22 protein-coding genes and 1 tRNA gene are annotated in these 24484 nt (G+C 72.8%); 8 read left to right on the top strand and 15 right to left on the bottom strand.

The genetic code is table 11. The annotated features are described in order from the left end of the window. Positions 1 to 10 precede the first annotated feature (10 nt). The 5 genes from thrC to argS are packed head-to-tail and all read right to left on the bottom strand — an operon-like array spanning position 11 to position 5580. A complete protein-coding gene (gene thrC / locus Q8R60_05895) occupies positions 11 to 1084 on the bottom strand; it encodes a threonine synthase (protein ID MDP3712001.1) in 1074 nt (357 codons plus the stop codon). Next, positions 1081 to 2379: a homoserine dehydrogenase gene (locus Q8R60_05900; protein MDP3712002.1), complete on the bottom strand. Its 1299-nt coding sequence runs from the start codon at positions 2377 to 2379 to the stop codon at positions 1081 to 1083. Before Q8R60_05900 ends, thrC begins: the two co-directional genes overlap by 4 nt. After that, positions 2376 to 2618, bottom strand: a complete 243-nt coding sequence (locus tag Q8R60_05905; GenBank protein MDP3712003.1) for a hypothetical protein — start codon at positions 2616 to 2618, stop codon at positions 2376 to 2378. Before Q8R60_05905 ends, Q8R60_05900 begins: the two co-directional genes overlap by 4 nt. Beyond that, positions 2615 to 3922, bottom strand: coding sequence for a diaminopimelate decarboxylase (gene lysA / locus Q8R60_05910; GenBank protein MDP3712004.1), 1308 nt, complete (start codon positions 3920 to 3922; stop codon positions 2615 to 2617). Before lysA ends, Q8R60_05905 begins: the two co-directional genes overlap by 4 nt. Beyond that, positions 3919 to 5580: an arginine--tRNA ligase gene (argS, locus tag Q8R60_05915; protein ID MDP3712005.1), complete on the bottom strand. Its 1662-nt coding sequence runs from the start codon at positions 5578 to 5580 to the stop codon at positions 3919 to 3921. Before argS ends, lysA begins: the two co-directional genes overlap by 4 nt. Positions 5581 to 5668: 88 nt before the next feature. On the opposite strand from argS, the gene Q8R60_05920 reads away from it, so the two are divergent. After that, entirely contained in the window at positions 5669 to 6403 is a 735-nt protein-coding gene (locus Q8R60_05920) for a DUF3105 domain-containing protein (protein ID MDP3712006.1), read from the top strand. Positions 6404 to 6449: 46 nt separating this feature from the next. Here Q8R60_05920 and Q8R60_05925 read toward each other — a convergent pair whose 3' ends face one another. Continuing rightward, positions 6450 to 6836: a response regulator gene (locus Q8R60_05925; protein MDP3712007.1), complete on the bottom strand. Its 387-nt coding sequence runs from the start codon at positions 6834 to 6836 to the stop codon at positions 6450 to 6452. A gap of 67 nt (positions 6837 to 6903) precedes the next feature. On the opposite strand from Q8R60_05925, the gene Q8R60_05930 reads away from it, so the two are divergent. Beyond that, positions 6904 to 6975 (top strand) — tRNA-Arg (locus Q8R60_05930). Between the two features lie 5 nt (positions 6976 to 6980). Here Q8R60_05930 and Q8R60_05935 read toward each other — a convergent pair. After that, positions 6981 to 7559, bottom strand: coding sequence for a helix-turn-helix domain-containing protein (locus Q8R60_05935; protein ID MDP3712008.1), 579 nt, complete (start codon positions 7557 to 7559; stop codon positions 6981 to 6983). A gap of 54 nt (positions 7560 to 7613) precedes the next feature. Between Q8R60_05935 and Q8R60_05940 the strand changes: the two genes are divergently transcribed. Then, entirely contained in the window at positions 7614 to 8729 is a 1116-nt protein-coding gene (locus tag Q8R60_05940; protein MDP3712009.1) for a phytanoyl-CoA dioxygenase family protein, read from the top strand. Here Q8R60_05940 and Q8R60_05945 read toward each other — a convergent pair. From Q8R60_05945 to Q8R60_05965, 5 genes are all read right to left on the bottom strand, one after another. Next, a complete protein-coding gene (locus Q8R60_05945; GenBank protein MDP3712010.1) occupies positions 8680 to 9591 on the bottom strand; it encodes a hypothetical protein in 912 nt (303 codons plus the stop codon). The genes Q8R60_05940 and Q8R60_05945 overlap by 50 nt on opposite strands. Positions 9592 to 9848: 257 nt before the next feature. Beyond that, the gene (locus Q8R60_05950; GenBank protein MDP3712011.1) at positions 9849 to 11447 is read right to left on the bottom strand and encodes a hypothetical protein; all 1599 of its coding nucleotides are present in this window, start codon (positions 11445 to 11447) and stop codon (positions 9849 to 9851) included. After that, a complete protein-coding gene (locus Q8R60_05955) occupies positions 11444 to 12334 on the bottom strand; it encodes an ABC transporter ATP-binding protein (protein MDP3712012.1) in 891 nt (296 codons plus the stop codon). Before Q8R60_05955 ends, Q8R60_05950 begins: the two co-directional genes overlap by 4 nt. A 278-nt stretch (positions 12335 to 12612) precedes the next feature. Beyond that, positions 12613 to 12990 carry a limonene-1,2-epoxide hydrolase family protein gene (locus tag Q8R60_05960; GenBank protein ID MDP3712013.1) on the bottom strand — a complete coding sequence of 126 codons (378 nt, stop codon included), beginning with the start codon at positions 12988 to 12990 and terminating at the stop codon, positions 12613 to 12615. Between the two features lie 13 nt (positions 12991 to 13003). Then, positions 13004 to 13804: a 2-oxo acid dehydrogenase subunit E2 gene (locus Q8R60_05965; GenBank protein ID MDP3712014.1), complete on the bottom strand. Its 801-nt coding sequence runs from the start codon at positions 13802 to 13804 to the stop codon at positions 13004 to 13006. An 86-nt stretch (positions 13805 to 13890) separates the two neighbouring features. On the opposite strand from Q8R60_05965, the gene Q8R60_05970 reads away from it, so the two are divergent. Beyond that, the gene (locus tag Q8R60_05970; protein ID MDP3712015.1) at positions 13891 to 15783 is read left to right on the top strand and encodes a CocE/NonD family hydrolase; all 1893 of its coding nucleotides are present in this window, start codon (positions 13891 to 13893) and stop codon (positions 15781 to 15783) included. Positions 15784 to 16027: 244 nt separating this feature from the next. Here Q8R60_05970 and Q8R60_05975 read toward each other — a convergent pair whose 3' ends face one another. Both Q8R60_05975 and Q8R60_05980 read right to left on the bottom strand, forming a co-directional pair. Next, on the bottom strand, positions 16028 to 17587 hold the full coding sequence (locus Q8R60_05975; GenBank protein MDP3712016.1) for an alpha/beta hydrolase: 1560 nt from the start codon (positions 17585 to 17587) through the stop codon (positions 16028 to 16030). Between the two features lie 66 nt (positions 17588 to 17653). Further along, a complete protein-coding gene (locus Q8R60_05980) occupies positions 17654 to 18136 on the bottom strand; it encodes an SDR family NAD(P)-dependent oxidoreductase (protein ID MDP3712017.1) in 483 nt (160 codons plus the stop codon). A gap of 106 nt (positions 18137 to 18242) precedes the next feature. Between Q8R60_05980 and Q8R60_05985 the strand changes: the two genes are divergently transcribed. After that, positions 18243 to 18917 carry a response regulator transcription factor gene (locus Q8R60_05985; GenBank protein ID MDP3712018.1) on the top strand — a complete coding sequence of 225 codons (675 nt, stop codon included), beginning with the start codon at positions 18243 to 18245 and terminating at the stop codon, positions 18915 to 18917. Beyond that, positions 18914 to 19906, top strand: a complete 993-nt coding sequence (locus Q8R60_05990; protein MDP3712019.1) for a HAMP domain-containing sensor histidine kinase — start codon at positions 18914 to 18916, stop codon at positions 19904 to 19906. Before Q8R60_05985 ends, Q8R60_05990 begins: the two co-directional genes overlap by 4 nt. A 157-nt stretch (positions 19907 to 20063) precedes the next feature. Here the strand turns inward: Q8R60_05990 and Q8R60_05995 are convergent, their stop codons facing one another. Further along, positions 20064 to 20471 carry a hypothetical protein gene (locus tag Q8R60_05995; GenBank protein ID MDP3712020.1) on the bottom strand — a complete coding sequence of 136 codons (408 nt, stop codon included), beginning with the start codon at positions 20469 to 20471 and terminating at the stop codon, positions 20064 to 20066. A gap of 90 nt (positions 20472 to 20561) precedes the next feature. On the opposite strand from Q8R60_05995, the gene Q8R60_06000 reads away from it, so the two are divergent. Together Q8R60_06000 and Q8R60_06005 are read left to right on the top strand one after the other, a co-directional pair. Then, a complete protein-coding gene (locus Q8R60_06000) occupies positions 20562 to 24251 on the top strand; it encodes a multifunctional oxoglutarate decarboxylase/oxoglutarate dehydrogenase thiamine pyrophosphate-binding subunit/dihydrolipoyllysine-residue succinyltransferase subunit (GenBank protein ID MDP3712021.1) in 3690 nt (1229 codons plus the stop codon). Beyond that, entirely contained in the window at positions 24251 to 24424 is a 174-nt protein-coding gene (locus Q8R60_06005; GenBank protein ID MDP3712022.1) for a DUF6104 family protein, read from the top strand. Before Q8R60_06000 ends, Q8R60_06005 begins: the two co-directional genes overlap by 1 nt. The last annotated feature ends 60 nt before the right edge of the window (positions 24425 to 24484 follow it).

A 24484-nucleotide genomic window follows, 5' to 3' on the forward strand; every position in this document is an offset into this window, starting at 1 on the left:
AACGACGGCACTACAGGCCCAGCGCAGCGGCCGCGGCGGCCGCGTCCGCCGCGACGGTGACCGGCTTGGGCGCGCCGGCGATCGCCCAGTCCGGGTCCTTGAGGCCGTTGCCGGTGACGGTGCACACGACGCTCGAGCCGGCGGCGATGAGGCCCTGGGCGTGGGCCTGCAGCAGCCCGGCGACCGACGCCGCCGAGGCCGGCTCCACGAAGACGCCCTCGCGCTTGGCGAGCAGCTGGTACGCCGAGAGGATCTGCCGGTCGGTGACGGCCTGGATGTCGCCCCCGGACTCCTCGCGGGCGTCGATCGCCTGCTGCCACGAGGCGGGGTTGCCGATGCGGATCGCGGTCGCGATGGTCTGCGGCGCGGCGACCCGCTGGCCGGACACGATCGGGGCGGCGCCCGCGGCCTGGAAGCCGAGCATCCGCGGGCGGCTCGTGACGACGCCGTCGGCGGCGTACTCGACGTAGCCCTTCCAGTAGGCCGTGATGTTGCCGGCGTTGCCGACCGGCAGGCAGTGCACGTCGGGGGCCCGGCCGAGGACGTCGCAGACCTCGAACGCCGCGGTCTTCTGGCCCTCGATGCGGTCGGGGTTGACGCTGTTGACCAGGGTCACGGCGTAGTGCTCCGACAGGTCGCGGCACAGGTCGAGGCAGTCGTCGAAGTTGCCCTGGACCTGCAGCAGCTGCGCACCGTGGACGAGCGCCTGGGCCAGCTTGCCGAGCGCGATCTTGCCCTCGGGCACGAGCACGGCGCAGGTGAGGCCGCCCTTGGCGGCGTAGGCCGCGGCGGAGGCGGAGGTGTTGCCCGTCGAGGCGCAGATGACGGCCTTCGAGCCCGCCTCGACGGCCTTGGAGATGGCCATCGTCATGCCGCGGTCCTTGAAGGACCCGGTCGGGTTGGCGCCCTCGACCTTGAGGTGGACCGTGGCGCCGACGAGCGAGGAGAGGTGCTCGGCGTGGACGAGCGGGGTCGCGCCCTCCTGCAGGGTGACGACCGGGGTCGTCGCCGTGACCGGCAGCCGGTCGCGGTACTCCTCGATCAGGCCGCGCCAGCCGGCTCGCGCCAGCACCGGTGCCGTCATGGCTGCCCCTCCACCCTCATCACGGACGCGACCGCCCGCACCACGTCGAGCGAGCGGAGCTCGTCGACCGTCGCCTGCAGCGCCGCGTCGGTCGCGGTGTGGGTGACGACGACGAGCAGCGCGTCGCCGCCGTCCTCGTGCCGCGGGCCCTCCTGGCGGACCGTGCGGATCGACACGCCGCGGCTCGCGAACGCGCTCGCGACGGCGGCGAGGACACCGGGCTTGTCGGCCACGTCGAGGCTGATGTGGTACCTCGTGACGACGTCGCCCATGGGCAGGACGCGCAGGTCGGCGTAGGCGGACTCCTGGGTGCCGCGCGAGCCCGACAGCGCGTTGCGGGCGACGGCGACGAGGTCGCCGAGGATCGCGCTCGCGGTCGGCGACCCGCCCGCGCCGCGGCCGTAGAACATCAGCTGCCCGGCCGACGCGCCCTCGACGAACACGGCGTTGTAGGCCTCGCGCACCGACCCGAGCGGGTGGCTGCGCGGGATCATCGCGGGGTGCACCCGCACGCCGACGCCGTCGGCGGTGCGCTCGGCGATCGCGAGCAGCTTGACGACGCAGCCCATGTCCTTGGCGCTGGCGATGTCGGCGGAGGTGACGTCGGAGATGCCCTCGCGGTGCACGTCGGCCGCGGTGACGCGCGTGTGGAAGGCGAGCCCGGCGAGGATCGCCGCCTTGGCCGCGGCGTCGAAGCCCTCGACGTCGGCGGTCGGGTCGGCCTCGGCGTAGCCCAGCGCGGTCGCCTCGTCGAGGGCCTCGGCGAAGCCCGCGCCGGTCTCGTCCATGCGCGTCAGGATGGAGTTGGTGGTGCCGTTGACGATGCCCATCACCCGGCTGAGGTGGTCACCGGCGAGCGACTCGCGCAGCGGCCGCAGCAGAGGGATGGCGCCCGCGACGGAGGCCTCGTAGTAGAGGTCGGCACCCGACTCGCGCGCGGCGGCGTAGAGCGTCGCGCCGTCCTCGGCGAGCAGCGCCTTGTTGGCGGTCACGACGCCCTTGCCGGCCTTGAGCGCCGACAGCAGCAGGGTGCGCGCCGGCTCGATGCCGCCGATGACCTCGACCACGAGGTCGACGTCGTCGCGCGCGACGAGACCCTCCGCGTCGGTCGTGAACAGCTCGTCGGGGACGGGCAGGTCGCGGCGCTTCTGCAGCCGCCGCACGGCGATGCCGGCGAGCTCGAGCGGCGCGCCGACGCGGGCCTCGAGGTCGGCCGCGGAGGAGTGGAGCAGTCGCACGACCTCCGAGCCAACGGTGCCGCAGCCCAGCAGCGCGACCCGCAGCGGGGCGGTCACGGGACGATCTCCACGCCACGGAAGGGCTCGCCGCTGCAGCACGCGCAGCCGCTGTGGTCGCGGCTCGCGGGGCGCGGCCGGAAGCGCCGGATGCCCAGCACCAGCAGGGCGAGGACCACGACGGAGTACGCCGCTGCCGCCGGCCAGCCGAGCAGGTCACCGATCACGACCCCGACGACGGCCAGGACGCCGAACGCGGCCGTGAGGAACAGGACAGGGAGCCGCTTCGAGGTGGTCACGGGACGTCCAGGGCGAGCAGGTCGGCCTCGGTCTCGCGACGGACCAGCACCCGGGCCTCGCCGTCGCGCACCGCGACGACGGGCGGCCGGGGGACGTGGTTGTAGTTGCTGGCCATCGAGCGGTGGTAGGCCCCCGACGCCGGCACCGCGACGAGGTCGGAGGGCACCAGGTCGGCGGGCAGCGGCACGTCGTGGACGACGATGTCGCCGCTCTCGCAGTGCTTGCCGCACAGCGTGACGTTGCGCGGGTCGGCCGTCGAGGTCCGCGACGCCAGCACCGCGGTGTAGTGCGCGTCGTAGAGCGCGGTGCGGATGTTGTCGCTCATCCCGCCGTCGACCGAGACGTATGTGCGCAGGCCGGGCAGCTCCTTGACGGTGCCGACCTCGTAGAGCGTCACGGTCGTCGGGCCGCTGATCGCGCGGCCCGGCTCGACGGCGAGGCGCGGCACCGCGAGGCCCGCTGCGGCGCACTCCTTCTCGACGATCGCGCGCAGGCCGTCGGCGTAGTCCTTGACGTCCATCGGGTCGTCGGCGGAGGTGTAGGCGATGCCCTGGCCGCCGCCGAGGTCGAGCTCGGGCAGCTCGACGCCGTGCTCGTCGCGGACCGCGGCGAGCAGCCCGACCATGCGGTGCGCGGCGAGGGAGAAGCCGCGGACGTCGAAGATGTGCGAGCCGATGTGGCAGTGCAGCCCGACCAGCTCGAGGCTTGGCAGGGCGAGGACCCGACGGACCGCCTCCGCAGCGGCGCCGGAGGCGAGGGAGAAGCCGAACTTCTGGTCCTCCTGGCCGGTCTGGACGTACTCATGCGTGTGGGCTTCGACGCCTGGCGTGACCCGGACGTAGACCCGCTGGCGGACCCCGGCGCGCTCGGCGACGGCAGCGAGGCGGGCGACCTCCTCGAAGGAGTCGACGACGACCCGCGCGACCCCCGCGGCGACGGCCCGCTCGAGCTCGCTGACGCTCTTGTTGTTGCCGTGGAAGAGCAGCCGCTCCGGCGGGAAGCCGGCGGCCAGCGCGACCGCGAGCTCGCCGCCGGTGCAGACGTCGAGCGACAGGCCCTCCTCGGCGATCCAGCGGGCGACCGCGGTGCACAGGAAGGCCTTGCCGGCGTAGTAGACGTCGGCGTCGGCGAAGGCGTCGCGCCAGGCCGAGCAGCGACCGCGGAAGTCGGCCTCGTCGAGGACGTAGACGGGGGTGCCGAACTGCGCGGCGAGGTCGCGCACGTCGACGCCGCCGAGCCGCAGCGCGCCGTCGGCGCCGCGCTCCGCGGTCACCGGCCACACGGCCGGCTCGAGGTCGGTCACATCCGCTCCGGGGCGCTCACACCGAGCAGCCCGAGGCCGTTCTCGAGGACGGTGCGGGTGGCCTTCCACAGCAGCAGCCGGGCGCGGTGCGTCGGGGTCGCGTCCTCGTCGCCCTGGGGCAGCGCGCGGCAGGCGACCTTCTCGTCGAACCAGCGCTGCGCGGCCTTCGCGACCTGCTCCTCGAGGTAGCGCGCGACCCGGTGCGGCTCGCGCAGCTCGGCCGCGCTCGCGACGACGGCCGGGAAGTCGGCGAGCGCCTTGAGCAGCTCGTTCTCGAGCGGGTGGACGAGCAGCGAGGTGTCTGCTGTGTCGATGCCGTCGATGCCGAGGTCGGCGGCACCGCGCAGGATCGACGCCGCACGGGTGGCGGCGTACTGCACGTAGAACACCGGGTTGTCGGAGCTCTTGCGCGACCACAGGTCGAGGTCGATGTCGAGCTGGCTGTCGGCACTCGACCGCGCCAGGGCGTAGCGCGCGGCGTCGACGCCGATCGCGTCGACGAGGTCGTCGATCGTGACGACGGTGCCGGCCCGCTTGCTCATCCGCAGAGGCTGGCCGTCGCGCAGCAGGTTGACCATCTGGCCGATGAGGATCTCGAGGTTGCGACCCGGCAGGTCCCCGAAGGCCGCGCACATCGCCTGCATCCGGCCGACGTAGCCGTGGTGGTCGGCGCCGAGCATGATCACGACCCGGTCGAAGCCGCGCTCGCGCTTGTCGAGGTAGTAGGCGAGGTCGCCGGAGATGTAGGCAGGCTGGCCGTCGGCCTTGATGACGACGCGGTCCTTGTCGTCACCGAGGTCCTCGGTGCGCAGCCAGGTCGCGCCGTCCTTGTCGTAGATCCGGCCGAGGCCGCGCAGCCGCTCGACGGCCCGCTCGACCGCGCCGGACTCGTGCAGGGAGTTCTCGTGGAAGTAGACGTCGAAGTCCACGCCGAAGTCGTGCAGCGCCTGCTTGATCTCGGTGAACATCAGCTGGACGCCCTCGCGCCGGAAGACCTCCTGCGGGTCGTCCTGCTCGAGCGCGTCAGGGACCAGTGCGAGGACCTGCTGCGCGATCTCGGCGATGTAGGCCCCGCCGTAGCCGTCCTCGGGCGCGCTCTCGCCGCGGGCTGCCGCCAGCAGGGAGGCAGCGAAGCGGTCGATCTGGCCGCCGTGGTCGTTGAAGTAGTACTCCCGCGTGACCTTCGCGCCGGTGGCTTCCATGAGCCGGGCCAGCGAGTCACCCACGGCCGCCCACCGCACGCCGCCGATGTGGATCGGGCCGGTCGGGTTGGCGGAGACGAACTCGAGGTTGACCGTCTCCCCCGCCATCGCGTCGCCGCGGCCGTAGGCGGCCCCCGCGGCGGCGATCGTCGCGGCCACGCCACCGAGGGCGGCCTCGGCGAGCCGGACGTTGAGGAAGCCCGGGCCGGCGACCTCCACGGCGGCGAGCCCAGGGGTGTCGCGCAGTCGCGCGGCGAGCAGCTCGGCGACCTCGCGCGGCGGGCGGCCGGCGGCCTTGGCGAGCTGCAGCGCGACGTTGGTGGCGTAGTCGCCGAGCTCGGCGACACGCGGCCGGTCGACGGTCACCGTCGCGGGCACCTCGACCGCGATCTCACCGGCTGAGACGGCGTCGGCCACGGCGGCCCGCACGGCCTCGGAGAGCTGTGTCGGGGTCACGTGTCGAGGTTATCGCCCGCGCGCACCTAGGATCTTCCGGACGACCGGATCCGACCACCGGCACCGACCCTGGAGCGACCGCACCGTGATGTCCAAGCGCAACAACCCCGGTGACGCCGTGCGTCGCGCCCAGGCCGCCCAGATCAAGAAGCCGTTCCCGTGGGGCGTCGTCGCCGGCGGCACCGTGCTCGCCGTCTTCCTCGGCGGGATCCTCTTCTACGCCGCGACCAACGTCGGCAGCGAGGCCCCCACCCCGCTCAAGGACGCCGACGGGAAGTTCGACGGGCTCGTCGTCGCCGACGTCACCGCCGCCGGCACGCACCGCGACGGGGTGCTCGAGTACCCCCAGAGCCCGCCGGTCAACGGCGCCCACAACGGCCTGTGGCAGAACTGCGCCGTCTACACGACCGAGATCCCGAAGGAGCACGCGGTCCACTCCCTCGAGCACGGCGCGGTCTGGGTCACCTACGACCCGACCAAGGTCACCGGCGACGCTCTCAAGGAGCTCACCGACAAGGTCGAGGGCGACCCCTACCGCATCCTGTCGCCGTTCCCCGGCCTGAAGAGCGCGGTCAGCCTGCAGGCCTGGGGCCGGCAGTTGTTCGTCGACAGCGTCGACGACGGCGACGTCGACGACTTCCTCGACACCTACACGACCGGCCCGCAGACGCCGGAGAAGGGCGCGGCCTGCTCCGGCGGCGTCAGCCAGACCGGCAGCGTCCCGGTCGGCGGCAGCGCACCCGCGCCGACCACGCCCACGGTCCCCAGCGCGGTCCCGTCGGCCGCCCCCTCGTCGGCCGCCCCCGCCCCGAGCGCCAGCTAGGACCAGCAGGGGTACGACGGGAGCGCTCCCGTCGTACTCCTGGCTCTCAGGCCTCGGGGAGTCCGGCGAGGCGCCGGACGGTGGCGATCAGCTCGTCGGGGTCGAACGGCTTGGTGAGGTAGGCGTCGACGCCGATCCGGTCACCGCGCTGGAGGTCGGCCTCCTGCGCGCGGGCCGACAGCAGCACCACCTTGACGCCGGCGGTCTCGGGATCGGCGCGCAGCCGCGACGCGGCCTCCCAGCCGTCCATGCGCGGCATCATGATGTCGAGCGTGATGACGTCGGGGGCGACGTCCTTGACCTTGTCGAGGCAGTCCTGGCCGTCGACGGCGGTCGTGACCTCGAAGCCCTCGAGCTCCAGGTTGACCGTGATGAGCTGACGGATGACGTCGTCGTCGTCGACGACGAGGACGCGGCCCAGGCTGCTCGACATGGCCGGAGGCTAGCGGAAACACCCGGCTTGTCACCTCCCGCGTCCTGCTAACGTCTGAGCGCCCCGAGCCCCCGTAGCTCAGGGGATAGAGCGTCGCCCTCCGGAGGCGGAAGCGCAGGTTCGAATCCTGCCGGGGGCACCCACTCACCATGCCTGGTCGTCGGCTGTGGAGCCGGTCACCATGCTCGCCAGGGCTGCTGTGAAGCGGTCTCGATCGATCACCGCGGACCCCCCGAAGAAGCTCGCTGCCAGGTGGTAGCCGGTGAGCGCGGCCTGGACGACCGCGGCCACCGCTTCCGCGTCCCGGGCCGGGACGTCCCCGCGCTCCATGCGTGCCCGCAGGTCGGCCGCGTCGTGCGCCACCCCGCCCTCGGCGATCACGGTCCGGATCCGGTCGAGGTGCGGCAGGCTGGCACCCTCTCGGACCAAGAGGGCGATGAGCAGCCCCATCCGCTGGAGGTTGTCGAGGGTCCAGTCGTAGTAGTCGCGCATGTCGCGCAGCGGCCCCTGGAGGTCGCGAGCGGCGGCGACCCGATCCACCTCGCGGTCGACGACAGCGGCGAGCACGTCGGCCTTGGACCGGAAGTGCCGGTAGAAGCTCCCGCTTCCCGGCGACAGGCCGGCGCCCTTCTCGAGGTCGGTGACGGGAACGGCCTCGACGCCCCGCGCGGCGAACTGCGCGAGCGCGACGTCGAGCAGCCGCTCCCGGGTGTCCCTCGCCATGGGGGAAAAGATACCTCTTGCGTTGTGCAAGTGCTCTCTTGCATACTGCCGGACATGACCCTCGCACCCGCTCGTCGCTCGGACCTCGACCCTCAGCTGCTGTCGCTCGCCTCGCGCGACACGGCCAAGGCCGGCTCGCTGACCTTCCTCGTGGCGGACCAGGCCCTCACCTACACCGTCCGCAACGGTGAGGTCCTGGAGACCACCGAGACCAGCGGCGACACCGCCGTCCGCCTGACCGCCGCGGCGTGGGCGGACCTCACCGGTCAGGTCCGGTCGCTGATCAACCTCCACCTCGCGCAGGAGATCACCTACGAGCGGGGTTCCTTCACGCAGCTGGCCGCGTGGGACAGGACGCTGCGCTACCTGCACTCCGGCGTCCCGCCGTACACCGGCAGTGATCTCGGGGGCCGCGACCCGCACGCAGAGATGTCGCTGTCCGACAGTGACGCCGAGCTCAGCGCGCAGCTGACCACCATGGGCTACCTGCTGGTGAAGGGCGTCTTCACCGCCGAGGAGATGGCCGCGGCCAACGCCGAGGTCGACCGGCTCGCGGCACTGGCCCGACCCGGTGACGAGCAGAGCTGGTTCGTCGAGACCGAGACCGGGCCGCAGGTGTGCCGGCTGGTCTACGCCACCCTGCGCTCGACCGTGCTGCAGCAGCTCGAGCAGGACCCGCGCCTGCAGCGGCTGGGCACCCTGCTGGACCCGGCACTGCAGATCGCGCCCGACCGCATGGAGGGCAGCGCCGTCCTGATCAAGGTGCCCGGCGAGACGCGCGGCCTGTCCAACATCCCCTGGCACCAGGACTGCGGCATGGGCGGTCACGCGGTCATCTGCCCGGCAGTCAGCCTCGGGATCCAGCTGACCGGGTCGAGCGCGGAGACCGGCAACCTGCTCGCCGTCCCCGGCAGCCAGGGCCAGACCCTTCACTACCAGTGGTCCACGCAGAGCGACCTGCCCGTCGTCGAGATCAACACCGAGCCGGGCGACGTCACGGTGCACATCCAGGACGTCATGCACGCCTCACCTGCGCCGACGGGGCGCGGCGGTCGTCGCACGATGTACGTCACGCACTACCCGGCGACCCTGTGGGACCACATCGGACCAGGCCAGGCCTTCAACGACCTGGTCCGCAACCGGACCGCGGAGGTCGCGTCCCTGGCCTGACCGGCACGCGCCGGCACCGGTGGTCTGGTGCGCCCAGCAGTCGCCCACCTGGCGGCGGCACCCGGACGCTCAGAAGCGGGCGCCGACGGGGGCCAGTGCCCGCTGCATGGGTGCGCAGTGGACGAGAGGCGCCGTAGGCGAACACCCAGAAGCCGACCGTTGCGACGGAGAACACCAGTACCTGCAGGACCGACCCGTGGGGGTCGCCGTTGACGACCATGACCACCGCCATGGCGGTGACCGACGGGGGCACCAGGGCAAACCAACCCAGGACGGCGTAGGTGGCCTTGCGCCCCGCCGGGACGCCGCGCCTCAGGAGGACCGAGGCCCAGATGGTGAGGGGCACCACGACGCCGAGGTCGAGGGTGAGGATCGTCCAGAACATCCCCGACTCACGGGTGAGGTCCGGCGGGATCGCGGACTCCTGCCAGCTCCCGGCGGGCACTGACAGGTAGCGCGAGACGACGAAGGCCGCGAGCACCAGCAGCAAGGTCGCGTGGCGCCGGTCGACGGGCCGGCTCGTCGTCGGGAGGGCAGTCGCGGCGACCGCGGACCACGCACCGAGAGCCACCGCCGCGCTGAGCACGAACAGCCCGAGGTGGAGCGGCAGGACCCGCGGGTAATAGGTGTAGCCGGGACCTACGAGGTACTGGAGCATCATGTAGGCCGCGTAGGTGGCCGGGCCGAGAGCGAGGACCGGACCCGCCTGCCGGCCTCGCCAGGTCAACGCGGCACTCACTGCGGTCAGGGGCACGACGAGCAGGAGCGTCACGGCTTCCAGCCCGATGGTCTGGTTGCGCAGCGTCTCGCTGAAGGGGTAGCTGACCAGGCCGGTGAGCAGCGGCCCGAGCACCGCGTTCAACGCCAGACCTGCAGCGAGCAGCAGGGTGGCCAGAGCCAGGGGGCGACCCCCTCGCCGGCCGACCGGAGGATCTGCGAGTCGCGGTGGCAACGTGGTCGTCACAACTGCACACCCTCGGTCTCGGCGGACGTGCGGGTGAGGGCGGCAAGGCGATGGACCGTCGTGGTCATGCACGTCCCCTTCCGTCGAACCCGACGATCCAGGTCTCGACCGCTGGTGGGTAGTGCCGAACGTCCCGCCTCGAGGCATGTGGCCGGTCAGGCGCCAGCGAGGTCTCGACGCGCCAGAAGGACCATCCCCGCGGCCGTCACGACAGACGCAAGACCCAGCATGAGGAGCCCCGCCGTCACCGCGTAGGGCTCGACGGGCACGACCGCCAGGTGCTGGAAGGGCGACACGTCCCTCACCCAGAGCGGAAGACCCACACCCTGGCCGAGGGCGGGGAGAAGGTAGGCAACGGCCGAGACCGACGCCGAGCCGACCACCGTCACCCGGGGCAGCGTGGCGAAGAGCAGGACGGCCACGGCTGCCAGGAGGAACGCCACGGGAACGGTGCTCCAGGTCGCGCCGACGGCAGCGCCCAAGGACAGCTCTGCTCCGGCCAGGCGACCCCCGGCCCACATGCTGGTGCCGGTCGTCGTCGCGAGGACGACGACCCCCGCACCGGCGACGAGCACGTGACCCCCGACCCACCGCGCGCGCGAGAGCGGCCTCGCGAACAGGTGGTCGAGGCGGGCCGACTCCTCCTCGGCCCGGGCCGCACCGAGACGCCAGCAGGCGAACAGCGCGAAGGCCAGCCCGAACAGCGAGCTCATGAACCCCACCATGCCGTCGGAGACGTCGGACACGTCGATGCCGTAGCTGCCGAGGGTCGTGCGCAGCTGCGGGTCGTCGAGCAGGTAGTCGACGAGAGTCGGCAGCAACGAGCCGATCAGCGCGGCGTACGCCGCGAGGCCGACACCCCACGCGAGCAGCGCCCCCCGACCGCAGCGCCATGTGAAGGCGAGGGACGACCCGAGCAGGCGGGTCCGTGCCGTTCGCCGCGCGTCGCTGGCGAGCACCGCTCCGCCGGTGTCACGCGCCCCGCGGAGCGAGCAGGCCACCGTGACGAGGACGACCGGGGTGAGCAGCAGCAGGCCCAGCGCTGTCCAGGAGGTGTCGCCGTACGGCTGGAGCTCGTCGACCCACCCGTAGGGCGTGGTCCAGCGCAGCCACGCCCACTGGTCAGTGCTGTTGCCGACCATGCGGAGCAGATAGCAGCCGGCCAGCACGGCGGACGCGACCCCCACCGCGCGGCGCCGCACGTCGAAGAGCTGGGCGATGACGCCTGCCAGGCCTGCGGCGGTCGCGACGAAGCAGGCCAGGCCCACCCCGAACAGGCCGGCTCCGCCCGGCGGCACGCCCCACGCGACGAGCACGACCACGCAGGCAGCGCTGAAGAGCGCCCCGGCGGCGACGGCGACCAGCAGCTGGAGCGCCAGCACGCGCCGGGCGGGGAGCGGGGCGACGAGCAGCAGCGAGCAGCGGTCGCTCTCCTCGTCGGCCCGGGTGACGCGGAGCACGGCCAGCAGGACCCAGATGGCCGCGACCGTCTGAAGGAACCACCCGCCGTCCCAGGCCACGAACCCACCGGTGGTGTCGAGGTCACGCGCGAGGCCCTGCAGCATCCGCACAGCGGGGTTGTCCTGGAAGTCCGCCAGTCGCGCGCGTGACTCCGCGGTCGGGTAGGTCTGCTCGTAGCTGACGATCTCCAGCGCGACGTAGGACGCGCCGAACGCTGCCAGCAGCAGCGCGCCACGGCGCACCAGTCGGCTCGACAGGGCGACGACCGCCCGGTGCGCGCCGAGGTCGCTCACCGGACGACGGTCTCGCGGTAGTAGGTCAGGAAGATCTCCTCCAGGCTCGGCTCGTGGCTGCGCAGCCTCGACACCCCTGCGGCGGCGAGCGCACCCAGGACCGGTGCCGGCGAGCCGGTCACGGTGAGGCGCAGCACCTGCCCCTCACGGACGACGCGGGTGACGCCCGGCTCGCCGCTCAGGTCGGGGACGACACCGTCGAAGCTCGCCTCCAGCTCGGTCGTCGCCCACCCCCGCAGCTCGTCCAGCGACGCCACGCGGACCAGCCGGCCTGCACGCAGGATCGCGACCCGGTGGCACAGGTCCTCCACCTCGTCGAGCACGTGGGACGAGAGGAAGACGGTCTGGCCTCTCTGCGCAGCCTCGCGCGCGAGCAGCTGGAACTCCGCCTCCATGAGCGGGTCGAGACCTGACGTCGGCTCGTCGAGGAGCAGGACGGCAGGTCGGGTCATGAACGCCGCGACCAGCGCCACCTTCTGCCTGTTGCCCTTGGAGTAGGAACGGGCACGCGTGCTGACGTCGAGTCGCAGGCGCTCGACGAGCTCGTCGCGAAAGGCCACGTCGACGCCACCGGACAGGTTGCCCAGCAGGGTCAGCGTCTCGACGCCCGTCAGCTGCGGCCACAGCGCCACGTCACCGGGCACGTGGGCCAGCTGCCGGTGCGATCGCACGACGTCGGTCGTCGGCACGCCCATGACCGTCGCGGTCCCTGAGGTGGCGCGCAGCAGCCCGAGCAGCAGGCGGATCGTGGTCGACTTCCCTGCGCCGTTGGGGCCGAGGAAGCCGAAGACCTCGCCCTGCTCCACGACGAGATCGAGGCCGTCGAGTGCGGTCACGGCACCGAAGCGCTTGGTCAGCCCCTCGGTCCGGATCGCGGCCACCGTCACGGCGCCAGCCTCACCGACGGGACGACGGTCCGGCAGGGCCGAAGGTCCCGAGACGTCCGGGCGCCGTCAGCCGGTGTTGCGCAGCCCGGCCGCGATGCCGTGGACGGACAGGTGTCGCGACCGTCCACGAGTGCTCCTCGACGACGCGGTCGAAGCACGGCCGGAGGTCCGGGTCGACGGGCCTGTCGACGTAGCGCCCCGCGGTCGCGAGGTCGGACGTCAGCGACGACGGCTCAGTACGGCAGGACCCGCGAGCGCAGCAGCACGGTGCCGTCCGTTCACGCGTCCGGGAACGCCCTGGTCATCACGGTCTGCAGGTCGAAGTAGTCGCGCCAGGCGGCGATCAGCCCGTCGCGGACCTCGAAGACACCGGCTACCGGCAGGTCGAGCCACTCGCCACCGATGAGGAAGCGATCGGTGCGCTCGTTCATGACGAGGTCGCCGGACTCGACCTGGCGGTGGGTGACCCACTCGGAGCCGCCGCACAGCGACAGCAGCTGGTCGGCGGTCTCGCGGACTGCGGCAGGTCCCGTCACGGCCGGCAGCATCATGTTCTGGTAGACGACGTCGTCGGCGAGCATCGGCAGGGCCGCGTCCCACTCTCCCTTCGCCGCCACCGTCAGGAACGCCGCTACGACCTCACCGGGACTCGTCACGCCGGGGATCGTGTCAGGCCGCGGGCAGGACGTCGAGCGTGTCGGGGTCGGCGAGGTAGCCGCGGACGAGGCGCGCCAGCTTGGCGGCGTGGGCGCCGTCGACGACGCGGTGGTCGGCGGTGGCGGTGATGACGATTCGCGGACGCACGACGACCTCACCGTCGACGGCCATCGGGGCGTCGGCGACCGCACCGATGCAGATGTAGAGCGGGACGCGCGCGAACGGCAGCGGTGCGACGTAGCCCTCGTCGAGGCCGAAGGACCCGATGTTGGTGACGAACAGCGACCCGAGCGGGTGGGCCGGCTGCCCGAAGGCCGGCACGCCGAGGCCGCCGTTGAGGATCGAGGCGACCCACAGCAGCGGGCGCATGAGGAACCACGGGACCCGGCGGGCGATGCCGGTGGAGGTCGTGTGGGCCCGGTCGGCCCGGGCCCGGAGCCGGGCCGCGCCGACCTCGAGCTCCCCCGCGACCTCCACGACGGTCTTGGCGTCGACGTCGCGCACCTTCGTCGGCGCGAGGTCGTCGCCCCCGTCGATGTCGACCGCGAAGGCGACGTCCTGGCCGCCGTCGAAGCGGCGCAGCCGACCGAAGGCGACGCGGTGGCGGAACGCCGGCACCTGCAGGATCCCGCGGGCGAAGGCCATGCCGACGACGGCCGCCGGGGTGACCTGCACCCCGGCCTCGGCCCTTTTGCGCGCGCAGTAGGCAAGGACGGCGCTCGCGTCGACCGCCATCCGCGCGTGCAGCCGCGCCTCCTTGGGGGCTCGCCACGTGGCGATGGCGATCTTGCGGCGCTGACTGGGTGCGGGCACCCGCCTACCCTGCCACTGCTCGGGGCCGGCGAGCAGCACATGGCGCACCGACAGGAACTTCACGTCGCGTGGCGAAGTGAAGGGACATGCGCGTCCCAGCCCGCCTTGCCCTCGCCGCCGCCCTGACCGCTGGTGCGCTCACGCCGCTCACCGGTCTCGGCACCTCCAGCGCTGCCCCCGCGGGTGTCTTCGAGCCGAAGCCGGCCTCGAAGGCGCTCTACGGCACGAAGGCGCCCGACGCCGACCCCGAGCGCCAGCAGCACGTGGTCGAGGCCGCCGACGGCATCGACCTCTACGTCGAGACCTGGCTGCCCGCGGCCAAGGGCAAGGCCGTGCCGCCGAAGCGGGTGCCGACCGTCCTGATCATGACGCCCTACGTCAGCCAGGGCGTGAAGCGCTACGGCACCAACGGACGCGCGGACATCATTGACTACCTCACGCAGCGCGGCTACGCCGTGGCGCAGGCCCACGTCCGCGGCACCGGCGAGTCCGGCGGCTGCCTGGAGCAGACCGCGGCCAACCAGATCGACGACGGCGCGCGGGTCGTGGAGTACCTCGGCCGCGACGCCGCCTGGGCCAGCGGCGCGGTCGGGATGTACGGCATCTCCTACGACGGCGAGACCCAGATCTCGGTCGCCGGCCTCGGCGACAAGAGCAAGACCAAGTACCTCAAGGCGATCATCCCCGTCGAGAGCGTCAGCGGGCAGTACGAGTACTCCAACTACGACGGCGTCCCCTTCGCGGGTCAGGCCGCGCTGTCCAACGGCGCCTACCTGCTCGAGACCCTGGCACCGGGCGCCAACCCCTCACCCGGGCAGTACGCCGGGAAGCTCGACTGCCAGCCAGAGCTCTTCGCGACGTCGGCCGACCCGACCGGCAACCTCAACGCCGGCTGGAAGGCGCGCGAGTACCGCGCGGGCGCCAGCACGATCACCGCCGCGACCATGCACGTCCACGGCTTCCAGGACTACAACGTGCTCCCCGTTGCCGCGACCGGCTTCTTCGACCGGATCCCGGCCTCCACCCCGCGGATGGGCCTCTACGGCATGTGGGCCCACAACTTCCCGGACAGCCACGGCAGTGTCGCCGCTGACTTCGAGCGCGCGGACTGGCTGCCGATGGTGACGGCCTGGTACGACCGCCACCTCAAGGGCCTCAAGACCGGCACCGAGAAGTGGCCGACCGTGCAGGTGCAGGCCACCGACGGCAGCTGGCGCGCGGAGAAGGACTTCCCCGGCACCGGCGGCCCGGTCGGCCAGCTCGCCCTCGGCCCCGAGGCCACCCTCGGCACGACCCAGCCCAGCGGCGGCACGACCTACACCGAGGGCACGTCCGTCGTCAGCGGCGGCGGCACCGAGGCCGGCTTCACCACCCCGCCGCTGCGGTCCGCGCTGCACCTGACGGGACAGCCGGTGCTGGACCTGTGGCTCACGACCGACCGCCCCGACGGGCACGTGTCCGCGACCGTCGAGGCGCTCGACGCCGACGGCCAGGTCCTGCAGGTCCCCGGCTCGAGCATCCCGGTCGCGACCTACGGGCACCGCTCGCTGCAGCACCTGCAGCCGATCACCGAGAACTGGTTCCGCCAGGAGTCGCTCGGTCTGCCCGCGACCAACACGCCGCTGCGCGTGCAGGTGCGACTGATGCCCGTCGACATCGTCGTCCCGAAGGGCGGCCGTCTGCGCGTCACGGTCTCCGGCAGCGGCACCGAGCCGCGCCAGACCGTGCCGTCGGGGACGGCCTCCCGGATCACGCTGCTGCACGACTGCGCGCACCCGAGCGCCCTGCGCTTCGTGACCGCGCGCCCCGACGCCCCGAAGCTCGACGTCCGCGAGGTCGACGAGGAGGGCTCGCTGAAGGGCACCTCGCAGGCCCGCCGCGCCGTCGATGGCGGACTGGCCTCGGCGAAGGTCTGCGGCAAGGCACCGGCGCGCCTCGAGGCCTTCGTCCCGACCCGCACGCTCGTCACGAAGCGTTAGCCCCAGGGGCTGGTCCCTGAGCCCAGCACCTCAGTGGCACAGCCTCCGCGGTGCGGGCGGCGGGCGGTCCTCACCGCGCCGCACCGATCCCTCACCTCGTGGCCTGTCACCTCGACGATCCCTTCTGCTTCCAGTCCGGCTCCTGTCGCCGCTCCCGCTGCCACGCCACGCGTCGGCCGGCGCTGGCGTGCGGCGAACTGGACGCAACTCGGATCGGTGACGGGTCGGCGGGGACGCGATCGGGTCAGCAGCGGGCGGGGGACGGGGCCTTCGCGGTGAGCAGGTAGGCGTCGACGCGCTCGCGGATGCAGGCCTTCGCGCCGGCGCGGTAGACGGTGTGGCCGTCGCCCTCGTTGATGAGCAGCACGCCCTTGTCGAGCTGCTCGGCGAGAGCCACCGACCACTCGTACGGCGTGGCGGGGTCACGCGTCGTCCCGATGACGACGACGGGCGGCGCCCCCTTGCCCGTGACCGTGCGCGGCTCCATGACCTCGGCGACCGGCCACGGCGCGCAGGCCAGGCCCGACAGGGCGATCGCGGGCCCGAAGCGGGGCGCGTCCTCGCGGACCCGGTCGGCGAGGGCGAGGTAGTCCGCGGTGCCGGACGGCCACGGCCGGTCGATGCAGTTGACGGCGACGTTGGCCTCGAGGACGTTCTCGTAGCCCGAGCCGGTGCGGTCGAGGTAGCGATCGTTCATCGCGAGGATCTCCGCGCCCCTGCCGCGGTGGGCCTGCACGAGCGCGGACGCGAGGGTGGGCCAGAGGTTCTTGCTGTAGAGGCCGTAACCCGCGCCGAGTGAGAACTCGCCCGGCCCGACGGTGCGGCTGCCCACGCCGGCGATCGCCTTGTTGTCGATCCGCGCGGCGAGCGCGTCGAACTCCTCGAGCAGGTCACCGTCGACCTCGTCGCGCCACGGGCAGGAGGTCCGCTCGCAGTCGTCCATGAAGGCGCCGAGCGCGAGGTCGAAGCCCTTGCTCTGGCCCTCGAGCAGCTTGTCCCAGGTCAGCCGCGGATCGAGCGCGCCGTCGAGCACCATTGCGCGGACCTTGGTCGGGTGCCGCTCGAGGTAGGTCGCGCCGATGGCGGTGCCGTAGGAGTAGCCGAGGTAGGTGAGCGTGTCGTCACCGAGCGCTGCGCGGACGCGGTCGAGGTCGTCGGCCGCCTCGCGGGTCGAGACGTAGGGCAGGACCCGGCCGGACCGCTGCTGGCAACCGGCGGACAGCTTCGCGTTGCCGGCGACGTAGGCCGTGAGCTCCGCGTCGGTGTCGGGCGTCGGGTCGAGGTGGTAGTAGCGGTCGAGGTCCGCGGTGCTCGCGCAGCGGACCGGCGCGGTCCGCCCGACACCTCGGGGGTCGAAGGCCACCAGGTCGAAGCGGGCCCGCACGCCGGCCGGGATCGCGGTCCAGGCGGCCTGCAGGTAGCCGACCGCGGACGAGCCGGGACCACCGGGGTTGATGACCAGCGAGCCGATCCGGTCGGCCGGCCGGGTCGCCCGCTTGCGGGTCAGCGCCAGCGTGACCGTCCCCTTGGTGGCGTCGGCGACGTCGAGCGGCACCTTCAGCGACGAGCACTGGAAGCCGTCGTCGCCGCAGGGCTTCCAGGGCGCGAGCGTCGCCGCGGGGGCGGGTGCCGTCGCTGTGCTCGAGGCCGTCGGCGTGGCGGTCACGGACGCGCTCGGGGTCGCCGAGGCGCTCACCGACGGGGTCGCGGTGGTCATCGGCGCGGCCTGCGGGTCGTCACCGCCGCACGCCGCGGCGAGCAGCGACAGGGCGAGCAGGGCGGTCACGAGACGGGGCGGGGTCACCCTCCCAGTGTCCGACACGTCCCTGTCCTGCGGGAGGGGTCCCGGTCTCGATCCGGTCACCGCACCTCACCAGGGGACGACGGCTCGGTCCTCCCACAGCAGCCCGGTCGGCCCCTCGTCACGGCACGCCAGCCAGACCGCGGTCTCGGCGCCCTCCTCCGCGGAGCGCGGCGCGTCGAGACCGCCCATGTCGGTGCGGCAGCCGAGGTTGGTGCCGAGGACCCGGCGCCACTCCTCGGGCGTCGTGCGCAGCGGCTTCGCGGCCCGCTGGCTCATCACCCCGGCGGCGTGGACCAGGACGTCCACAGGCTGTTCCGCACTGACGGCGGCCAGCCGGCGTACCTGCTCGAGGTCTGCCACGTCGAGCGCGACCCCTGTCGCGTCGAGGCCCTCCTCGTCGAGCGCGTCGACCGCCGCGTCGAGCCGCTCGGCGTCGCGGCCGACCAGGACGAGCCGCGCCCCCTGCGCCCCGAGGCCACGCGCGGCAGCGAGGCCGATGCCGCGGCTCCCACCGGTCACCAGTGCGCTCCGACCCGCGAGCGCTCCCATGCCCGTCAGCCTGCTGCTGACGGGACCGCTGCGCCACCGGGAGCCTGCACAGGCCCTGCACACAAGGCACGCGCGACGGGCACCTGCGACCCCTAGCCTCCGAGACGTGAACGAGAAGGTCGTGGTCGTCGAGGACGAGCCCACCATCGCCGATGCCGTCGCCGCGCGCCTGCGGTCCGACGGCTACGACGTGTCTGTCGCGCACGACGGCCCGTCGGGCGTCGCCCTGTGCCGCCAGGTCCGGCCCGACCTCGTGGTGCTCGACCTGATGCTGCCTGGCATCGACGGCTACGAGGTGTGCCGGCAGGTCCAGGCCGAGCGACCGGTGCCGGTGCTGATGCTGACCGCGCGCGACGAGGAGACCGACGTCGTCGTCGGCCTGCGGGTCGGCGCCGACGACTACGTCACCAAGCCCTTCAGCCCGCGCGAGCTGTCCGCCCGGGTCGCCGCCCTGCTGCGCCGCTCGGCCCGCGCCGTCGCGCCCGGCGCGGTGCTGCGCGTCGGCTCCGACGTCGAGGTCGACCGCGACGCCCGTCGGGTCCACCGCGGCGGCACCGAGGTGCACCTCACCCCCACCGAGTTCGACCTGCTGCTGCGCCTGGCCGCCCGACCCGGCGCGGTGCACACCCGCGACGCGCTGCTGGCCGACGTGTGGGGGTGGAGGGACGCAGGAGGTACGACGAGGACCGTCGACAGCCACGTAGCCGCGCTGCGCCGCAAGCTCGGCGAGTCCGTCGTGCGGACCGTGCACGGTGTCGGCTACGCCGTCGGCGACGCGTGATCCGGCCGCTGGACCGGGTCCGGTCGATCAAGGTCAAGCTGGGGCTCCTGGTCGCCGGCTCGACCGCTGCGGGGCTGCTGCTGTCGATCGAGCTGCTGCGCCAGGGACTGCTCCCCCGCTACACCTTCGTCATCGGGGTGCTGCTGTCACTGGTGCTCGTGCAGGTCCTCGCCCGCGGCATGACGTCACCGCTGCGCGAGATGGCGGTGGCCGCCCGCGCGATGGCCCGCGGCGACTACAGCCGGCGTGTCACGGCGACCTCGCGCGACGAGGTCGGCGAGCTCGCGGCCGTCTTCAACCGGATGGCCGCCGACCTCGGCGCGGTCGACGCCCAGCGCCGCCGGCTCGTTGCCGACGTGTCCCACGAGCTGCGCACCCCGCTGACCGCCCTGCAGGCGCTCCTGGAGAACCTCGCCGACGGCGTCGCCGAGCCCGACCCGCAGACCCTCGAGACGGCGGTCGCGCAGACCCGGCGGCTCGGCCGGCTCGTGCAGCAGCTGCTCGACCTGTCGCGCCTGGAGGCCGGCGAGGTGCCGCTGCACCGTGAGCAGGTCGTGCTGCGGCCCTTCCTCGACGACGTCGTGCGCGAGGTCGCCCTGCAGCGCGACACCCCGGTGACGGTGTCGGTCGAGCCGGCCTCGCTGTCTGTCGACGCTGACCCCGAGCGGTTGCACCAGGTCGTGGTGAACCTGCTCGACAACGCCTGCCGGCACGCGACCTCGCGAGTGTCCGTGCGGGCGGTCTCGCACGAGTCCGGGCTCCGGCTCGAGGTCGTCGACGACGGGCCCGGGGTCGCCCCCGAGGACCGCGAGCGGGTCTTCGAACGCTTCACCCGCACCGACTCCGCCCGGGCTGCCCGAGACGGCGGCAGCGGCCTCGGGCTGTCCATCACGCGCTGGCTCGTGGAGCTGCACGGCGGCAGCGTCACCCTCACTGACGGAGCCCCCGGCTGCCGGGCCGTCGTCGACCTCCCCCGGAATGCCCCGTGACGACGGCCCCGGACCGACAGCCGGTCCGCGGACCGGGGACATCCACCTCGCGGGTCCTCTCCCCGGCGTAGGCGTAGGCCCGCGCGTTCGCCGTCGCACCGCTCACGAGGTGGATGTCCGGCGTCCGAACGTGCCAGGAGCACCGGGGCGGTCGGACTCAGTCCGGGTCGGGCTTCTTGCCGTCGTGCTTGCGCAGGCGATGGCCGTCGAGCGCCGCGGGCGGGTCGTCCTCGGTGAGGACCGACAGGACCGCGTCGGCGACCTCGGTGCTGTTGACCTTGCGGAACCACCGCAGCCGGCCCTCGGAGCGGACCACCACGATGTTGCCCTGACCGCACGGCCCGAGGCAGCCGGTGACCTCGTAGCGCGCCCCGGCCGCCTGCGCACCGGCGCGCAACTGCTTCTCGAGGCCGACGTGGTCGACGCCCGGGTGCTTCTTCTTCGTCCCGCAGCAGCAGCCGCGGCAGACCCAGACCTTGTCCTTCTTGGCGCGCGCACCGTCGCGCTCGGCCCGCCGCTTGCCCTTGCCCATCCAGACAGCCTCGCCGGTCGTGCGCGACGCCACACCCCGACGGCAGGGTGACGTGCGCGACAGAGGTAGCCTTCCGGACCGGCAGAGCAGCCAGTTCGACCACCGGGAAGAGGCGATCCGCGCGTGTCCACGCAGCCGGGCCAGCAGACCGACTTCGGCGCCAACGAGTGGCTCGTCTACGAGATCCACCAGCAGTGGCTCGAGGACCCCACCAGCGTGCCGGAGGTGTGGCAGCAGCACTTCGCGACCGCGCCCCCGAACGGCAACGGCACCCCCAACGGCAACGCTGCCGCGCCGGCTCCGATCGCCCCAGCTCCGGCCGCCCCAGCTCCGGCCGCCCAGGCTCAGCCACCGGCCGCTCCGGCGCCGGCCGCGCCCGCCCCGGCCGCCGCGCCCGCGGCAGCCAGCCCCGTCGTACCCCCTGCGGCTCCTGCTCCCGCCGCCAAGCCCGCCGGGCCCGTGCCGTCGGCCAGTGCGGAGACGACGACGCTCAAGGGCGCGAGCGCCCGGGTCGTGGCCAACATGGAGTCCTCGCTCGAGGTCCCGACGGCGACCTCGGTGCGCGCGGTCCCGGCCAAGCTGCTCGCCGACAACCGCACCGTCATCAACAACCACCTGCGCCGCAGCCGCGGCGGCAAGGTGTCGTTCACCCACCTGATCGGCTTCGCGCTCGTCAAGGCCGCCACCGACGTGCCGGTGATCAACCACAGCTTCGCGGTCGTCGAGGGCAAGCCGACCCTCGTCGTCCCCGACAACGTCGGCCTCGGTCTGGCGATCGACCTGCAGAACGCCAACGGCACCCGCCAGCTGGTCGTCGCCGCGATCCGTGGCGCCGACACGATGACCTTCTCGCAGTTCTGGACGGCCTACGAGGACATCGTTCGCCGGGCCCGCGCGGGCAAGCTCACGGCCGACGACTTCGCCGGCTCGACGATCAGCCTCACCAACCCGGGCGGCATCGGCACGGTCCACTCCGTGCCGCGCCTCATGCAGGGCCAGGGCGCGATCATCGGCGTCGGTGCCATGGAGTACCCCGCGGAGTTCCAGGGCGCGTCCGAGGCCCAGCTCGCGGCGATGGCGATCTCCAAGACCATCACCCTGACCTCGACCTACGACCACCGCGTCATCCAGGGCGCGCAGTCCGGCGAGTTCCTGCGCCGCATGCACCAGCTGCTGCTCGGTGAGGACGGCTTCTACGACGAGGTCTTCGCGTCGCTGCGCATCCCCTACGAGCCGGTGCGGTGGGTCGCCGACCGCCAGGTCACCCACGAGGGCGAGCTCGACAAGGCCACCCGGGTCATGGAGCTCATCCACGCCTACCGCGTGCGCGGCCACCTCATGGCCGACACCGACCCGCTCGAGAACAAGGTCCGGACCCACCCCGACCTCGACGTCGTCAACCACGGCCTGACGCTGTGGGACCTCGACCGCGAGTTCCCCGTCGGCGGCTTCGCCCGCCACCAGACCATGCGGCTGCGGGAGGTCCTCGGCGTCCTGCGCGACAGCTACTGCCGGATGGTCGGCATCGAGTACATGCACATCCAGGACACCGAGCAGCGGGCCTGGATCCAGGAGCGCGTCGAGGTCAAGTTCGACCAGCCCGACCGTGAGCTGCAGCTGCACGTCCTCAAGCGGCTCAACGCCGCGGAGGCCTTCGAGAACTTCCTGCAGACCAAGTTCGTCGGGCAGAAGCGCTTCAGCCTCGAGGGCGGCGAGTCGGTCATCCCGATCCTCGACGAGGTCCTCACCGGCGCGGCCCAGGCCGGCCTCGACGAGGTCGTCATCGGCATGGCCCACCGCGGTCGCCTCAACGTGCTCGCCAACATCGTCGGCAAGTCCTACGGCCAGATCTTCCGCGAGTTCGAGGGCACCATCGACCCGCGCACGGTGCAGGGCTCCGGCGACGTGAAGTACCACCTCGGCGCGGAGGGCACCTTCACCGCCACCGACGGCTCGACGACGCAGGTCTCGCTCACCGCCAACCCGTCGCACCTCGAGGCCGTCAACCCGGTGCTCGAGGGCATCGTGCGCGCCAAGCAGGACGTCATCGACAAGGGCGAGGCCGGCTTCACCGTCCTGCCGCTGCTCATCCACGGCGACGCGGCCTTCGCCGGCCAGGGCGTCGTGGCCGAGACCCTGCAGATGGGCCAGCTGCGCGGCTACCGCACCGGCGGCACCGTCCACGTGGTCATCAACAACCAGGTCGGCTTCACGACCGCTCCGGAGTACAGCCGCTCCTCGACGTACTCCACCGATGTCGCCCGCACCGTCCAGGCGCCGATCTTCCACGTCAACGGCGACGACCCCGAGGCCTGCGTGCGCGTCGCGCGGCTGGCCTTCGAGTTCCGCCAGACGTTCAAGAAGGACGTCGTCATCGACCTGGTCTGCTACCGCCGGCGCGGCCACAACGAGGGCGACGACCCCTCGATGACCCAGCCCAAGATGTACGACGTCATCGACAACAAGCGCTCGGTCCGCAAGACCTACACCGAGAACCTCATCGGCCGCGGCGACATCACCGTCGAGGAGGCCGAGGAGGCGCTCAAGGACTACCAGTCGCAGCTCGAGCGGGTCTTCGCCGAGACCCGCGACGCGGCGACCTCGACCGCGCCCGAGCCGGTCATGGACGACGTGCTGCGGCTCTCCGACATCGACACCGCGGTGACGCAGGAGGTGCTCGACACGATCGGGCAGGCCCACGTCACGCACCCCGAGGGCTTCACGCCGCACCCCAAGCTCGCGCCGCTCATGGAGCGCCGCGCCGCGATGGTCCGCGAGGGCGGCATCGACTGGGGATTCGGCGAGCTGCTGGCCTTCGGGTCGCTGCTCATGCAGGACCGGCCGGTGCGCCTCGCCGGCCAGGACTCGCGCCGTGGGACCTTCGTGCAGCGCCACGCGACGCTGTTCGACCGGGTCACGGGCGCGGAGTTCACGCCGCTGCGCACGCTGTCGGGCGGCCACCGCTTCCACGTGCACGACTCGCTGCTCAGCGAGTACGCCGCCCTCGGCTTCGAGTACGGCTACTCCGTCGCCCGCCCCGAGGCACTGACGATGTGGGAGGCGCAGTTCGGCGACTTCGTCAACGGCGCGATGACCGTCATCGACGAGTTCATCTCCTCCGGCGAGGCCAAGTGGGGCCAGCGCTCCGGCGTGACGCTGCTGCTGCCGCACGGCTACGAGGGCCAGGGCCCCGACCACTCCTCGACCCGCATCGAGCGCTTCCTGCAGCTGTGCGCCGAGGACAACATGACGGTCGCCTACCCGTCGTCGCCGGCGCAGCACTTCCACCTGCTGCGCGCGCAGGCGCTGTCGCGCCTCAACCGCCCGCTGGTCGTCGTCACACCGAAGTCGATGCTGCGCCTCAAGGCTGCCGTCTCGGCGCCCGCGGACTTCACGAGCAACCGCTGGCAGCCCGTTGTCGCGGACCCCGAGGCGCTCGACCCGGCCGCCGTCACGCGCGTCGTGCTGTGCTCCGGCAAGGTCTACTACGACCTCGCGGCCGCCCGGCGCAAGGCCGAGGACCGCACCGTCGCGCTGCTGCGCGTCGAGCAGCTCTACCCGCTGCCCGGTGACGAGATCGCCGACGCGCTCGCGGCCTACCCGGCGATGACCGAGCTGCTGTGGGTCCAGGAGGAGCCGGCCAACATGGGTGGCTGGCAGTTCATGGCCCTGAACCTGCCCGACGAGCTGCCGGAGGGCACGCCGCCGCTGCGCCGCGTCTCCCGCCGCGCGTCCGCGTCGCCGGCCGCCGGCTCGTCGAAGGTCCACGAGGCCGAGCAGCTCGCGCTGGTCGACGCCGTCTTCGCTCGCTGATGTACTTCACCGACCGCGGCCTCGAGGAGCTCGCCGCCCGCCGGGGCGACGAGGAGGTCACGCTCGCGTGGCTGGCCGAGCGGATGCGCGAGTTCGTCGACCTGCACCCGGAGTTCGAGACGCCGGTCGAGCGGATCGCCACCTGGCTGGCCCGTCTCGACGACGAGGACTAGCCCCGCTGACCGCCCGGCCTCCCTGGTGGCCGCCCGCCCGCCACCCGCCCGCTGCGGATG

The organism is Mycobacteriales bacterium, assembly GCA_030697205.1.
Classification (GTDB): Bacteria; Actinomycetota; Actinomycetes; order Mycobacteriales; family SCTD01; genus JAUYQP01.